14 protein-coding genes and 1 tRNA gene are annotated in these 14,369 nt (G+C 59.3%); 3 read left to right on the top strand and 12 right to left on the bottom strand.

Features of this window, described 5'->3' with window-relative positions; translation table 11 throughout:
- Positions 1–156 precede the first annotated feature (156 nt).
- Both lpdA and H3H45_RS17635 read right to left on the bottom strand, forming a co-directional pair.
- Positions 157–1,557: a dihydrolipoyl dehydrogenase gene (lpdA, locus tag H3H45_RS17640; RefSeq protein ID WP_182834992.1), complete on the bottom strand. Its 1,401-nt coding sequence runs from the start codon at positions 1,555–1,557 to the stop codon at positions 157–159.
- A gap of 17 nt (positions 1,558–1,574) precedes the next feature.
- Positions 1,575–2,792 (bottom strand): MFS transporter, encoded by a 1,218-nt coding sequence (locus H3H45_RS17635; protein ID WP_182834991.1) that lies wholly within the window; start codon positions 2,790–2,792, stop codon positions 1,575–1,577.
- 130 nt (positions 2,793–2,922) lie between these two features.
- Between H3H45_RS17635 and H3H45_RS17630 the strand changes: the two genes are divergently transcribed.
- The 3 genes from H3H45_RS17630 (at position 2,923) to H3H45_RS17620 (ending at position 5,507) form a co-directional block, all read left to right on the top strand.
- Positions 2,923–3,462, top strand: a complete 540-nt coding sequence (locus H3H45_RS17630; protein WP_182834990.1) for a PaaI family thioesterase — start codon at positions 2,923–2,925, stop codon at positions 3,460–3,462.
- A 203-nt stretch (positions 3,463–3,665) separates the two neighbouring features.
- Positions 3,666–4,802, top strand: a complete 1,137-nt coding sequence (locus tag H3H45_RS17625; RefSeq protein WP_182834989.1) for a thiolase family protein — start codon at positions 3,666–3,668, stop codon at positions 4,800–4,802.
- A gap of 132 nt (positions 4,803–4,934) precedes the next feature.
- On the top strand, positions 4,935–5,507 hold the full coding sequence (locus tag H3H45_RS17620) for a TetR/AcrR family transcriptional regulator (RefSeq protein ID WP_182834988.1): 573 nt from the start codon (positions 4,935–4,937) through the stop codon (positions 5,505–5,507).
- A gap of 60 nt (positions 5,508–5,567) precedes the next feature.
- Here H3H45_RS17620 and H3H45_RS17615 read toward each other — a convergent pair whose 3' ends face one another.
- From H3H45_RS17615 to thrS, 10 genes are all read right to left on the bottom strand, one after another.
- On the bottom strand, positions 5,568–6,362 hold the full coding sequence (locus tag H3H45_RS17615) for an SDR family NAD(P)-dependent oxidoreductase (protein ID WP_182834987.1): 795 nt from the start codon (positions 6,360–6,362) through the stop codon (positions 5,568–5,570).
- Between the two features lie 368 nt (positions 6,363–6,730).
- Positions 6,731–6,807 (bottom strand) — tRNA-Pro (locus tag H3H45_RS17610).
- Between the two features lie 82 nt (positions 6,808–6,889).
- Positions 6,890–7,246 (bottom strand): MerR family transcriptional regulator, encoded by a 357-nt coding sequence (locus H3H45_RS17605; RefSeq protein ID WP_160491379.1) that lies wholly within the window; start codon positions 7,244–7,246, stop codon positions 6,890–6,892.
- Entirely contained in the window at positions 7,227–7,529 is a 303-nt protein-coding gene (gene ihfA, locus H3H45_RS17600; protein ID WP_002553164.1) for an integration host factor subunit alpha, read from the bottom strand. The genes H3H45_RS17605 and ihfA overlap by 20 nt, the downstream gene beginning before the upstream one ends.
- A gap of 3 nt (positions 7,530–7,532) precedes the next feature.
- Positions 7,533–9,911, bottom strand: coding sequence for a phenylalanine--tRNA ligase subunit beta (gene pheT / locus H3H45_RS17595; RefSeq protein ID WP_182834986.1), 2,379 nt, complete (start codon positions 9,909–9,911; stop codon positions 7,533–7,535).
- A 42-nt stretch (positions 9,912–9,953) separates the two neighbouring features.
- Positions 9,954–10,970 (bottom strand): phenylalanine--tRNA ligase subunit alpha, encoded by a 1,017-nt coding sequence (pheS, locus tag H3H45_RS17590; protein WP_182834985.1) that lies wholly within the window; start codon positions 10,968–10,970, stop codon positions 9,954–9,956.
- A 94-nt stretch (positions 10,971–11,064) separates the two neighbouring features.
- On the bottom strand, positions 11,065–11,421 hold the full coding sequence (gene rplT / locus H3H45_RS17585; RefSeq protein ID WP_160080018.1) for a 50S ribosomal protein L20: 357 nt from the start codon (positions 11,419–11,421) through the stop codon (positions 11,065–11,067).
- 25 nt (positions 11,422–11,446) lie between these two features.
- Entirely contained in the window at positions 11,447–11,641 is a 195-nt protein-coding gene (gene rpmI, locus H3H45_RS17580; protein ID WP_042552869.1) for a 50S ribosomal protein L35, read from the bottom strand.
- Between the two features lie 60 nt (positions 11,642–11,701).
- Positions 11,702–12,253, bottom strand: coding sequence for a translation initiation factor IF-3 (gene infC, locus H3H45_RS17575; RefSeq protein WP_173211658.1), 552 nt, complete (start codon positions 12,251–12,253; stop codon positions 11,702–11,704).
- On the bottom strand, positions 12,253–14,175 hold the full coding sequence (thrS, locus tag H3H45_RS17570; RefSeq protein WP_182834984.1) for a threonine--tRNA ligase: 1,923 nt from the start codon (positions 14,173–14,175) through the stop codon (positions 12,253–12,255). Before thrS ends, infC begins: the two co-directional genes overlap by 1 nt.
- Positions 14,176–14,369 lie beyond the last annotated feature (194 nt).

Below are 14,369 nucleotides of genomic sequence, written 5' to 3'. Positions count from 1 at the left end.
TCCGCCACCGCCGCAACCTTTATTTTCATCTAACTCTTTGTTTAGCAAGGAGTTTTCAGATCAGGCTGCGCCGGAAGAGGTGCGCATTATAGGCCCGCAGATTTCGCCGTCAACGCCTTTCTGCTAATCATTTTCAAATTCAGCCAAATGGCTAGATCAGGCCTGCATTATCCAGCCTTCAACCCCCATTGCCGCCTGGCGCAGCGCTTCGGATCGGGTGGGATGCGGATGACAGATCAGCGCAATGTCTTCTGATGAGGCAGCGAACTCCATGGCGACGCAGTATTCGCCGATCATCTCGCTAACGCTGGGCCCAACCATGTGCACACCGAGAATTTCATCGCTGTGCGCATCGGCCAGGACTTTGACGAAGCCCTCGGTCTCATGATTGATCTTGGCCCGGCTATTGGCAGTGAAGGGGAACTTGCCGACCTTATAGGTGCGCCCTTCGGCCTTGAGCTGCTCTTCAGTCTTGCCGACACAGGCCACTTCGGGGCGGGTATAGATGACATTGGGAATAACGTCGTAGTTGACCTCAGCCGCCCTGCCCGCGATCTGTTCGATGCAGGCAATCGCCTCATCCTCAGCTTTGTGCGCAAGCATGAGTCCTGAGGTCACATCACCTATCACCCAGACGCCAGGCGCGCTGCTGCGATGACGCTGATTCTCGAGCATGCCGCGCTTGTCGGTCTGGATGCCCACGCTCTCCAAACCCAGCCCCTGGGTGTAAGGACGACGACCAATAGCGACCAGCACATAGTCCGCTTGCAGCAACTGCGCCGCGCCTCCGCCAGCAGGTTCGATACTCAACTCAACGCCCGCATCCTTGACGACCGCAGCCGTCACCTTCGAACCAAGTTTGAAACTCATCCCCTGCTTGGCCAGTGAGCGCTGCAAGGTCTTGCCAGTTTCTTCATCCAGCCCTGGGCAAATTCGATCAAGAAACTCGACAACAGTGACCTGGCTGCCCAGACGCCGCCATACCGAACCCAGCTCCAGGCCGATAACGCCTGCGCCGATCACCACCAGGTGCCTCGGCACCTCGGGCAACGACAACGCGCCCGTCGAATCCAGGATGCGCTGATTATCGATGGCCACCCCAGGCAGCGGTGTCGGCTCGGAGCCAGTGGCGATGACAATGTCCTTGGCCTGCAACTCGGCCTCACTACCGTCCGCCGCCGTGACCCGCACGCGCCCTGCACCATCGAGCCGTCCCCAGCCCTTGATCCAGTCGACCTTGTTTTTGCGAAAGAGAAATTCGACACCCTTGGTCAGGGCCGCCACGCTCTCGTCCTTCTGCTTCATCATCTGCGCCAGATTGAGCTGTGGTTTGACCTCAATACCAAGATTGGCGAACTCGCCGCCCATTGCCGCCTCGTAGAGCTCGGAAGCGTGCAGCAATGCCTTCGATGGCATGCAGCCGACATTCAGACAGGTACCACCCAGGGTTTCTCGACCCTCGACACAGGCGACCTTCAATCCCAACTGACCCGCCCTGATCGCGGCGTTGTAGCCGCCCGGCCCACCACCGATCACCACCACGTCATACACGCTCATGGGACGCTCCGACCTATTCAAGGTTGTTCATGCGCGACCTGCATGCCAGCCCGGCGTGGACGACGTAGCGCATGGAAGACAAAGAAAGCAGATAGCGCAAACAGTACATGCAGAAGAACCATAGGCCAGGCCGTTCCATCCTGCATCACGCTCAACAGCAGACCGCTACAGGTCGCACCCAACATCTGGGCAAACCCCATCAGTCCGGCAGCCAGGCCTGCGCGATGGGCATTGGGCATCACCGCGCCAGCTACTGCGGCAGGCAGAACCATCCCCCCGCCAAACGTCACCAGCACTTGCGGCAGGGACAAACCAAGGACGGACAGTCCCAGCAACTTATATATAGCTAGCGTGGCGACAGCGCCGACCGCGACAAAACCAACCCCGATGGCTACCAGCCGCTCGGGCCCGACCTGCAGAATCATCCGGCGCGTCAGCAATGCCCCACCAATCAGCCCGGAAACGATAAAACCAAAGGTCAGGCCATATTCGGCGGACGACAACCCGAGCAAACCGATATAGACACTCGAAGAGCCTGCGATCACGGCAAACATCGCGCCGTAGGTAAATAGCAGAGCCAGCGCCAACACCCGGCAGGAGCGACCCTTGAGCAAATCGAGATAGTTGCCCAGCAAACCACGCAACTGACCGGCCTGAGGGTCGAGCGCCTGATTGCTCTCCTTGTAAATAGTCAGCACCGCCAGCAAAGCGCCCAGCCCCACTAGCAGCGCCGCAAACACCGGCAACTGCCAGCCGCCCCGACTTGCCAGGAAACCACCCAACATAGGGGAAACCACAATGGCGCAGAGCATGCCAATCACCGTCAGCGCCAATGCCGGAGCAGCCTGCGCCTGCCAGACATCGCGCACGATCGCACGCGCCAGTACCAGCGCCGCGCAAGCCCCCAAACCTTGCAGCAAGCGCGCCGCGATGAAGGTCTCCATGCTGCTGGCCAACAGCATTCCTGTGGTGGCCAATAGATAGAGCGATAACCCACCCAGCAGAACCGGCCGGCGCCCGATCCGGTCGGATAACGGCCCCAGGATCAATTGGCCGACACCAAAGGCCCCCACAAAGACTGCGAGTGCCAAGACACCCGACCCCGGACTGGCCAGCAGATCCATTTCCAAGGTCCCCAGGCTGGGAATGATCAACTGAGTCGATATCTCGCCCAGAGCCGTCAAGACCACTAACAGGATCAGCAAAACTCGCGAAGGAAGCGGATGAGTCGGCATGGCGGCACTCCTGAGAAATAGCCCGCAACCGCTTTCTGCTGAAATCCGGTTGCCATTTTGAATTTCAACCATAATATAAAAATAGAATTACATCCATAATTCATCTGACCAGCACCCGACGAGACCCACCATGCCCGACTCATCTCGCACTGAAAAACTGAACCAATGGATAGCTGCAGGAGAGGCCGCCCGAGCCCGCCTGGCATCTCCCGGCACCCTCAGCCTTGCTGAAGTCAGCGCCCTGCAGCCAGAGGAATTCTTTACGCAGATCGGCAGCGGTGAACTGCCCTGCCCGCCGTTTGGCCACCTGGTGGACTTCGTGCCCCTGGAGTGGTCAAGCGGCTACTTCGTCTTCCAGGGCACTCCAGATACACGCCACTACAATCCGCTGGGCAGTGTGCATGGCGGCTATGCGGCAACCCTGCTCGACTCCTGCATGGGTTGCGCCATCCACACCCTGCTCCAGCCAGGCCAGGGTTACACCACGACGGATTTGCGCGTCAGTTTTGTTCGCGCCCTTCGCGGCGACATCGGACCCGTCCGCGCCGAGGGGCGCATCGTGCATCTGGGGCGCTCGACCGCCCTGGCTGAAGGGCGCATCTACGATGTCGATGACCGCCTATACGCAGTCGGCTCCACGACCTGCTTGATCCTCGATATGCGCAAATAGCCAGCGCCCTCACCCAACCAGTCCGCTTGTTTGGATTGGTTGGTGTGCCTGAGCTCGCCAGCTTGATCGAACGCAGATCGAGAACGATTACTTTAAATTTCACTCACCATCTATAAATAATTTAAAATTACATCTATCATTTTAATCAACCATGATTCATCCAGAACCACAGAGCACTCTCTCCAGAGCCAAGGAGCATTGTCATGTCGTCCATCGTTATCGCAGGTTTTGCCCGTTCGCCTTTCCACTTCGCCAAGAAAGGCGGCCTGATCAATATCCGCCCCGACGACCTGGCAGCTCAGGTTCTCCGTGGCCTGATCGGCAAACTCGACCTGGATCCCGAACACATTGAAGACGTGATCATGGGTTGCGCTTACCCCGAAGCCGAACAGGGCATGAACATCGCCCGCATCGCCAGCTTCCGCGCAGGCTTTCCGGAAACCCTGGGCGGCGCCACGGTCAACCGCTTCTGCGGTTCGTCGATGACTGCCGTGCACTTCGCCGCAGGCCAAATCATGCTCGGCGCCGGCGAGGCCTTCATCTGCGCCGGGGTCGAATCCATGACTCGCGTGCCCATGGGCGGCTTCAACATCTCACCCAACCCGACGCTGATGGGCAGCTTCCCGCAGGTCTACATGGCCATGGGACACACCGCCGAAGAAGTGGCCAAGCGCTTTGCGGTCAGCCGGAGCGAGCAGGAAGCAATGGCCGTCGAATCCCACGCCAAGGCCGCCAACGCCCGGGCGCTTGGCCTGCTGGCCGACGAAATCGTCAGCATCGACACGCCCGACGGCCAGGTCAGTGAAGATGGCTGCATTCGTCCAGGAACCAACCTCGAGTCTCTCGCCGGTCTCAAGCCGGCCTTCGGCGGTAGTGTCACCGCCGCCACCTCATCGCCACTGACCGATGGCAGCGCTGCCGTCTTGGTCTGCACCGAAGCCTTCGCTCGCCAGCACAAGCTGGACATCCTGGCGCGGATCAAGGCTGTGGCTGTGGGCGGCTGCGCACCCGAGATCATGGGCATGGGGCCGGTAGTGGCAACGCGCAAGGTATTGCAGCGCGCCGGCCTGAGCATCGCCGACATCGACCTCGTGGAGATCAACGAGGCTTTCGCCAGCCAGTCGATTGCCTGCATACGCGAACTCGGCCTGGATATGGCCAAGGTCAATCTGGATGGCGGCGCCCTCGCCCTAGGTCATCCCCTGGGCGCCACCGGAGCACGGATCACCGGCAAGGCCGCCTCCCTGCTCAAGCGCACCGGCGGCCGCTATGCCATTGCCACCCAATGCATCGCCGGTGGCCAGGGCGTAGCCACCCTGCTTGAAGCCGTCGACAACTGAGGTGTCTCTGGGGAAGAGCCCGTCACAACCCTTCCCCGTCCGCAGTCCCTGGCTGCAGACATCAGCCAGGGATCGACAAAAAAGGTAAGATGACAGACAGCATCCTAAGAAGCCGAAGAGACAAGACCCACCATGCGCTACTCACAGGAACACAAAGCCCAGACCCATCAGCGCATCATCGAAGAAGCCGCACGCCTGTTCCGGCGCGATGGCGTCGGCGCGACCGGTCTACAGCCCCTGATGAAAACTCTTGGACTGACCCACGGCGGCTTCTATGCCCATTTCAAATCCAAGGATGAACTGGTTGAAACCGCCCTGCTGCATGCCGTGGAACAGCTGCGCAGCAAAAGCCAAGAAGCCATGGCCAGCGATCAGCCGCTGAGCACGTTCATCGCGCGCTACCTCTCTAGCGCGCACCGCGCCGACCCTGGCGCCGGCTGTCCGCTGCCAACCATCTGCGCCGAGCTGGGGCAACGCGGCCAACCCAGCACGACTACCGACCAACTCATCCAGGATCGCCTGGCCATGCTCGAGTCAAAGCTCGACGGCGAGGATGCCGCCGAGCAAAGCGTGCTGATGTTTTCTGCCATGGTCGGGGCCTTGCTACTGTCACGCAGCGTCAGCGACCCACACCTGTCTGATCGCCTGCTGAAAACCACCCGAGAATTGCTCATCGAGCAAACCGTAGTCCAATCGGAAGCCTGAATCACCCCACATGAAAAAGCCCTTCCCGCTAACGGAAAGGGCTTTTCAATTTACCCACGCTTATTTGTATCGAGCCGCCGCCTTGTTACGCGACAGGTTGGGCCCGAGCTTGGCGCGCGCACCGACAAATGCCTGCCAGTCGGCGGCATCCGGCAATGACGGAATCGTTACCAGCTCGCCCTGATCGAAACCGGCCAGCGCAGCATCGACCATCTCGCCGACCTCCATGATCATCTCTGCCGGCAGAGCCGCCTCATCGAGCCCCGAGCGCTCCCATATCTCCGTGCGCGTCACGCCAGGCAACACTGCCTGAACCTGCACACCCAGCTTGCCGACTTCGCTGTGCAGAGTCTGGGTTAGGCTCAGCACATAGGCTTTCGAGGCGCTGTAAATGGCGTTGAACATTTCCGGAGCCAGAGCCACAACCGAAGCAATATTGATGATGCCGCCCCGCCCGGCACCACTGAAGCTAGCCGCCGCTGCCGCAGCCAGGCGGGTCAGCGCAACCACGTTGAGCTGGATCAGATCATCGGCGCGATCCAGATCGGCTTCGGCAAGGCTACCGTTTAGAGCCACCCCGGCATTGTTGACCAGCAGGCTGATACTGGCGTCACTGCGCAGGCGCTGCTCGACCAAACGCATGTCGTCCTTGCGCGTGAGATCAGCCTTGAGCACTTCCACTGCCACACCATATTCCTGAGCCAGACGCCCGGCCATGGCTTCAAGCCGCTGCAGATCGCGCGCCACCAAGAGCAGGTCATAGCCACGCTGCGCCAGGCGCTCAGCATAGGTGGCGCCAATCCCCGACGAAGCACCAGTAACCAGTGCCAAGCCCATCGCATGTTGCTTGCTCATAGCCATTCTCCCGTACGCAGCTTGATGTCTGTGCGGCTCTAACTGCAGCCCGCCAATGCTGGATTTCAATCACGAACCAAATATATGTCAGTCATAATTTAAACGTAAGAACCGCTGGTCGATGAATCCAAAGACAGAGATCAAATCTACCGCTTAGGATGCAATGGCGAAGGCATGCAGTGAAGCCTAGCTGCACTAACGTGGAGGATCGATATTCGTCGGCGCGCAACAGGCAGTTATGAGAGAGAAACGTCAGAGAGGCACTAATCCGATACTGGAGCCACTGCACCTACGAGAATCACCTAGTGCAAATCCAGAAAACAAAAAAGCCCAGTCATTTCTGACCAGGCTTTGATGTTGGGATTATATGGTCGGGACGGAGTGATTCGAACACTCGACCCCTTGCACCCCATGCAAGTGCGCTACCGGGCTGCGCTACGCCCCGACGATGCTTCCGTGTCACCGGAAGCGGGGTGGACTTTACAATAAGCTGCTGAATTGTGGAAGTTTTTTTTGCTGCTACGAGGTTACTTGCGGAGCACCTGTAGAACATCTTCCAGCTCGACAATCATCTGCCGGATCATCTGCTTGTACTGCGTCGTATCATCCTTGGCTTCATCGCCCGACAAGCGCTGACGCGCACCGCCGATGGTGAAGCCTTGGTCATACAACAAGGCGCGGATCTGTCGAATCATCAGCACATCCTGGCGCTGATAATAACGACGGTTTCCACGGCGCTTTACCGGATTGAGCTGGGGAAATTCCTGCTCCCAGTAACGCAGCACATGCGGCTTTACTGCGCACAGATCGCTCACCTCACCGATGGTGAAGTAGCGTTTGCCAGGGATGGGCGGCAGCTCGTCGTTATGACTTGGTTCCAGCATATGCCTCAACTCTGGCCTTCAGTTTCTGGCCGGGACGAAAGGTGACAACACGGCGAGCCGTGATTGGGATTTCTTCGCCTGTTTTCGGATTGCGACCCGGACGCTGGCGCTTGTCGCGCAGGTCAAAGTTGCCGAAACCGGACAGCTTGACCTGCTCGTTATCCTCCAGCGCGTGGCGGATCTCTTCAAAAAACAGTTCGACCAATTCCTTGGCTTCCCGTTTATTCAGGCCAAGCTCTTCATACAGACGTTCCGCCATCTCAGCTTTCGTCAGAGCCCCCATACGCTACTTCCTTAACGTGGCGTTGAACCTTTCTTCCAGCGAGGTGAGGATATTTTGTGTTGTGGTATTCACCTCATCGTCATTAAGAGTGCGCGATGGATGCTGCCAGGTCAAGCCGACGGCCAGGCTTTTTCTATGCGGATCAATACCTTTACCGTGATACACGTCAAACAGCCTGAGATCCGTCAGCCACTCGCCTGCCGCTTCGCGAATACAGGCCAGTACCGACTCGGCCGGTAGCTCACGATCGGCCAGCAAAGCCAGGTCACGGCGCACCTCGGGGAAGCGCGACAGTTCGCTGAACTTCGGCATGCGCCCTTGCGACACTTCAGCCAGCACCAGCTCGAACAGATAGACCGGTTGATCGATGCCCAAGGTCTTGGCCAGCTCCGGATGCAGCGCACCGATGAAGCCAACCAGACGCCCGTCGCGCTCGATGCGTGCAGTTTGCCCCGGATGCAACGCGGCATGCTCGCCAAGAGCGAAACTGAACTCCAGCGCCGAACCTGCGGAGCCCAGCAGCGCCTCGACATCGGCCTTCAGATCATAGAAATCGACATCGTCACGACCATGCGCCCAACCTTCCGGCAAGCGGCTGCCAGTAAGCACACCGGCTAGCATGGCTTCCTGCTTCAGCCCTTCGAGCTGACCGACGAAGCGCAGACCGCTTTCGAACAGACGCACGCGCGATTGCTGACGATTGAGGTTGTGTTGCAGCGCCTTGACCAGGCCCGGCCACAGCGAGGAGCGCATGGCGGCCATATCGGCGGAGATCGGATTGGCCAGTTGCAGTGGCTCGACACCCGGATTGAACAGGGCGAACAGCTTGGGATCGATGAAGCTGTAGGTGATCGCTTCCTGATAACCGCGCGCCACCAGCAGCCGACGCAGGGTCGCCAGCTCGGCGCGCGCCTCGCTCTTGGCCTGCGGAGCCAGGCGCGCCTGCGGGTAGCGCACCGGCAGACGGTTGTAGCCATACAGGCGACCCAGTTCTTCGATCAGGTCCACTTCCAGGCTGATATCGAAGCGATGGCTCGGCACACCGACCAGCCAGATGCCTGCGCCTTGCACAGATACACTCAGCCCCAGGGCAGTGAGCAGACGCTCAACTTCCGCGGCATCCATCTGCATGCCCAGCATCTGGTCGATGCGCTCGGCACGCAGGGTGATCGGCGGGATCTGTGGCAGATCGGCCTGGCTCACGGCTTCAATGACCGGGCCGGCTTCACCGCCGACGATCTCCAGCAGCAGCGCCGTAGCACGCTCGATGGCCTGGCGCGCCAGCTGCGAATCCACGCCCCGCTCGAAGCGGTGCGAGGAGTCGGTGTGCAGGCCATAGGAACGGGCCTTGCCGGCCAGGGCGATGGTGTCGAAGAACGCGCTTTCGAGGAACAGATCGCGGGTCTTGGCGCTCACGCCACTGTGCTCGCCACCCATCACGCCGGCGATGGCCAGGGCGCGTTGATGGTCGGCGATCACCAGGGTGTCGGCACGCAGGCTGACTTCCTGGCTATCCAGCAGAACCAGCTTCTCGCCCTCCTCTGCCATGCGCACACGGATGCCCCCATTGATCTCGGCGAGATCGAAGGCATGCATGGGCTGGCCAAGTTCGAGCATCACGTAGTTGGTGATATCCACTGCCGCATCGATGCTGCGAATATCGGAACGACGCAGGCGTTCGACCATCCACAATGGAGTTGGCTTGGACAGGTCGACATTGCGAATGACGCGGCCCAGGTAGCGCGGGCAAGCCTTGGGCGCCAGTACTTCAACCGGACGAACTTCGTCATGGGCCGGAACAACCGGAGCAATCGTCAGCGGAGAAACCTGAGCAGCGTAGATGGCCCCTACTTCGCGGGCCAGCCCGGCCAGGGACAGGCAGTCGCCACGGTTCGGCGTCAGGCCCAGCTCGATGCTGGCGTCATCCAGACCCAGATAGTCACGGATGTTGCCACCCACCGGCGCATCGGCCGCCAGCTCCATCAGGCCACTGTTGTCGTCGCTGATCTGCAGCTCGGAGGCCGAGCAGAGCATGCCGTTGGACTCGACGCCGCGCAGCTTGGCCTTCTTGATCTTGAAGTCGCCCGGCAGCTCGGCGCCGATCATGGCGAACGGGATCTTGATACCCGGGCGCGCATTCGGCGCACCGCAGACCACCTGAAAGCTCTCGCTGCCATTGCTGACCTGGCACACGCGCAGCTTGTCAGCATCCGGATGCTGCTCGGTGCTGAGGATCTCGCCGATCACGATGCCGCTGAACTCGCCAGCCGCCGGGGTAACGCTGTCTACTTCGAGGCCGACCATGGACAGGCGGGCCACCAGCTCGTCACGCGAGACCGGCGGATTGACCCAGCTGCGCAGCCACTGTTCACTGAATTTCATACTGTCTGTTCTCCTGAACGCATTCGATACGGGTCATGTGGCCTAGCGGAATTGCGCCAGGAACCGCAGGTCGTTATCGAAGAACAGGCGCAAGTCATTGACGCCGTAACGCAGCATGGCCAGACGCTCGACGCCCATGCCGAAGGCGAAGCCCTGGTATTTTTCCGGATCGATGCCGGACATGCGCAGCACGTTCGGATGCACCATGCCGCAACCCATGACTTCCAGCCAACCGGTTTGCTTGCACACGCGGCAACCGTTGCCACTGCACATCACGCACTGCATATCGACTTCTGCCGATGGCTCGGTGAACGGGAAGAAAGACGGGCGGAAACGCACCCCCAGGGGTTTCTCGAAGAACACCCTAAGGAATTCCTCGATGGTGCCCTTGAGGTCGGCGAAGCTGATGCCCTCGTCGATCAGCAGGCCTTCGACCTGATGGAACATCGGCGAGTGAGTGATATCGGAGTCGCAGCGATAGACACGGCCGGGGCAAACGATGCGGATCGGCGGCTGCTGCGATTCCATGGTGCGCACCTGTACCGGCGAGGTATGGGTACGCAGCAACATGTTGGCGTTGAAATAGAAGGTGTCATGCATCGCCCGCGCCGGATGGTGGCCAGGGATGTTGAGTGCTTCGAAGTTGTGGTAGTCGTCTTCGACTTCCGGACCCTCGGCCACGTTGTAGCCGATATGGGTGAAGAACTGTTCGACACGCTCCAACGTGCGCGTCACCGGGTGCAGACCACCAGAGGTCTGACCGCGGCCCGGCAGGGTCACGTCGATTTTTTCGGCGGCGAGCTTGGCGCTCAGCGCAGCCTGCTCGAGCACGGATTTGCGGGCGTTGAGGGCGTCCTGAACCTGGTTCTTGGCAGCATTGATCAGGGCACCGGCCTGTGGGCGCTCTTCGGCGGAAAGCTTGCCGAGGGTCTGCATCAGGGCGGTCAGCTCGCCTTTCTTGCCAAGATAGTGAACCCGGAGCTGCTCCAGGGCGTTGACGTCTTCGGTGTGTTGCACGGCCTCAAGCGCTTGCGAGACCAATGCATCCAGGTTTTCCATGTACGGACTCCAGATACAAAATAGGGGAAGAGCTTGAAGGCTCTTCCCCTATTGGTGACGTTGGCACCGGGCAAGCCCGGTGATTGTCGGGGACTTAAGCCAGAACGGCCTTAGCTTTCTCGACAATCGCAGCAAACGCCGCTTTTTCGTTCACTGCCAGATCGGCCAGAACCTTGCGGTCGATCTCGATGGACGCTTTTTTCAGGCCAGCGATGAAACGGCTGTAGGACAGACCGTTAACACGAGCACCGGCGTTGATACGAGCGATCCACAGAGCGCGGAACTGACGCTTCCGCTGACGGCGGTCGCGGTAGGCGTATTGGCCTGCCTTGATCACAGCCTGCTTGGCAACACGGAACACGCGCGAACGAGCGCCGTAGTAGCCTTTAGCGAGTTTCAGGATTTTTTTGTGACGAGCACGAGCGATAACGCCACGCTTAACACGAGCCATGAGTAATTTCCTCTATCTTGACCGATTAACGAACGCGCAGCATGCGCGCCACTTTTGCAACGTCGGACGGATGCACCATGGTGCTACCGCGCAGGTGACGCTTACGCTTAGTGGACATCTTGGTCAGGATGTGACTCTTGAAAGCGTGCTTGTGCTTGAAGCCAGTAGCGGTTTTGAGAAAACGCTTGGCTGCACCACTCTTAGTTTTCATCTTTGGCATGTTCGGATACTCCGCATTCAGTTGATAAACATAACCGCAAGGCCTGCCGTGCCCTGGTGGTTACTTCTTCTTTTTGGGGGCGATGACCATGATCAGCTGGCGTCCTTCCATCTTTGGATGCTGCTCAACGGCGCCGTATTCAAGCAGGTCATTTTCAACCCGCTTCAACAGCTCCATGCCCAGCTCCTGGTGGGCCATCTCTCGACCGCGGAATCGAAGCGATACCTTGGCCTTATCCCCATCACTAAGGAAACGTACCAGGTTGCGTAGTTTTACCTGGTAATCCCCTTCTTCCGTCCCTGGACGAAACTTGATTTCTTTAACCTGAATCTGCTTCTGGTTTTTCTTCGCCGCGGCAACCTGCTTCTTCTTCTCGAAGATCGACTTGCCGTAGTCCATCACTCGGCAAACCGGCGGAACCGCGTCGGCAGAAATTTCGACCAGATCGAGTTTGGCCTCATCAGCCACTCGCAACGCTTCATCAATCGAGACGATGCCAATCTGCTCGCCATCAGCACCAATTAACCGAACCTCGCGGGCCGAGATATTCTCGTTGATCGGTGCTTTAGGTGCAGCTCGTTTATCTTGTCTCATTTCACGCTTAATAATGATTACTCCGAATCTTGGCGCGAACGCCGGGAAACCGCTTGCTTGAGCTGATCGGCGAATTGCTCGAGGGGCATGGAGCCCAGGTCGACGCCTTCGCGGGTACGCACAGCAACGGATCGTGTCTCAACCTCCCGATCTCCAATAACCAAGAGATAGGGAACCTTGAGCAAAGTATGCTCGCGGATTTTAAAGCCGATCTTCTCGTTTCTCAAGTCAGACTTGGCACGAAACCCGCTTTGATTGAGCGTTTTTTCGACTTCGAGGGCAAAATCGGCCTGCTTGTCGGTGATATTCATCACCACGGCCTGAGTCGGCGCCAGCCAGGCCGGGAAGGCACCGGCATAGTTTTCGATCAGCATGCCGATGAAACGCTCGAAGGAACCGAGGATCGCGCGGTGCAACATCACCGGACGCTTACGGTTGTTATCTTCGGCGATATAGCTGGCATCCAGGCGCTCTGGCAGGTTCGGATCGTACTGCAGGGTACCGCACTGCCAGTTACGACCCAGGCAATCCTTCAGGGTGAACTCGATCTTCGGACCGTAGAACGCGCCCTCGCCCGGCTGGTATTCCCACTCCAGACCCGACTCGTTCAGCGCATCGGCCAGGGCCGTTTCGGCGCGATCCCACAGCTCGTCGGATCCCACGCGCTTGGCAGGACGAGTCGACAGCTTCATCGCGATATCGGAGAAACCGAAGTCGGAATACACCTGCAGAGTCAGCTTGATGAAGTCGGCCGCCTCCTTCTTCACTTGATCTTCGGTACAGAAGATGTGGGCGTCGTCCTGGGTAAAGCCACGCACACGCATGATGCCATGCAGTGCGCCGGACGGCTCGTTACGGTGACAGGCACCGAACTCGGCCAGGCGCAGCGGCAGGTCGCGGTAGCTTTTCAGACCCTGATTGAAGATCTGCACATGGCATGGGCAGTTCATCGGCTTCACCGCGTAGTCGCGGTTTTCCGAGTTGGTGGTGAACATATTCTCGGCGTAGTTGGACCAATGGCCCGAGCGCTCCCAGAGAATGCGATCGACCACCTGCGGGGTGCGCACTTCGACGTAACCGTGCTCGCGCTGTACCTGGCGCATGTACTGCTCCAGCACCTGGTAGACAGTCCAGCCGTTCGGGTGCCAGAACACCATGCCCGGCGCTTCTTCCTGCAGGTGGAACAGGTCCAGCTGCTTGCCGATGCGGCGATGGTCGCGCTTCTCGGCTTCTTCGATGCGCTGAATGTAAGCCGCCAGCTGCTTCTTGTCCGCCCAGGCGGTGCCATAGACACGCTGTAGCTGCTCGTTCTTCGAGTCACCACGCCAGTAGGCACCGGAAATCTTGGTCAGCTTGAAGGACTTGAGGAAGCGTGTGTTCGGCACGTGCGGGCCACGGCACATATCGACGTATTCTTCGTGGAAGTACAGGCCCATGGCCTGCTCGTCCGGCATGTCCTCGATCAGGCGCAGCTTGTATTCCTCGCCACGGGCCTGGAACAGCTCGATGACTTCGGCGCGCGGGGTCATCTTCTTGATGACGTCGTAATCCTTGTCGATCAGCTCGGCCATGCGCTTCTCGATGGCCGCCATGTCTTCCGGCGTGAAAGGCCGACCGATGGCGATGTCGTAATAGAAGCCTTCTTCAATGACCGGCCCGATCACCATCTTGGCGTCCGGGTACAGCTGCTTGACCGCATGGCCAACCAGGTGCGCGCAGGAGTGGCGGATGATTTCCAGCCCCTCTTCGTCTTTCGGCGTGATGATCTGCAGGGTGGCATCGCTATCGATTACATCGCAGGCGTCCACCTGTTTGCCATTGACCTTGCCGGCCAGAGTGGCCTTGGCCAGGCCGGCACCAATGGACTGGGCGACCTCAAGCACGGACACGGGATGATCGAACGAACGCTGACTGCCGTCGGGAAGAGTAATGATGGGCATGGCGCCTCCTCTCCTAGTGGTGACCCCTACCAAAGGTCACGTGGGTTGGGATGAGCCAGGAAGCGATTCGGCGGTATACCTGCCTAACAGTGGCAGGAGCCTTGCGGGCCAACCTGAACCGAACCAGAGTCACTGGAAGTAAAAAAACGATGCTTTCAGAAAGCCTTAGCCCTGACAAGCAAGCGATAAAAGGG

This window comes from Aquipseudomonas guryensis (assembly GCF_014164785.1).
Taxonomy (GTDB): Bacteria; Pseudomonadota; Gammaproteobacteria; order Pseudomonadales; family Pseudomonadaceae; genus Aquipseudomonas; species Aquipseudomonas guryensis.
This window is presented reverse-complemented; position numbering and strand designations above follow the sequence as displayed.